General features: G+C 44.3%; 1 protein-coding gene. It reads left to right on the top strand.

The features are described 5' to 3' along the window. Positions 1–384: BspA family leucine-rich repeat surface protein (locus tag RH40_RS20200; protein ID WP_338131530.1), on the top strand; the 384-nt coding region annotated here is incomplete at both ends.

Below are 384 nucleotides of genomic sequence, written 5' to 3'. Positions count from 1 at the left end.
GACATGCATGGCATCTTTAAACAGGCCACGAGTTTTGACCAAGACATCAGTCTGTGGGATACCTCTAATGTAAAAGGCCCAATTGAAAGTATTTCTGTTACCTGTAATGACAGAGATATCGGCACCACCTTCAACCATCAAGGTCACACCTATCTGGTTGTTGACGATGAAAGCATTAAAGACCAAGCCCAGCTCGATAAACTGGAACAAGGCCAAATCCGTTTTTGTACCTCTCATGTGACTGATATGGGTGGCCTCTTTAAAGGAAGGGAGCACTTTAATACTAATATCAGTGACTGGGATACCTCCAAGACAAGGTATATGCATGAAATGTTTAAAGGCGCCTCCGCCTTTAACCAACCCATCGGCAATTGGGATACCTCC

Origin of the sequence: Vibrio caribbeanicus ATCC BAA-2122, from assembly GCF_000165125.1 — a bacterium.
GTDB classification, from domain to species: Bacteria; Pseudomonadota; Gammaproteobacteria; order Enterobacterales; family Vibrionaceae; genus Vibrio; species Vibrio caribbeanicus.
This window is presented reverse-complemented; position numbering and strand designations above follow the sequence as displayed.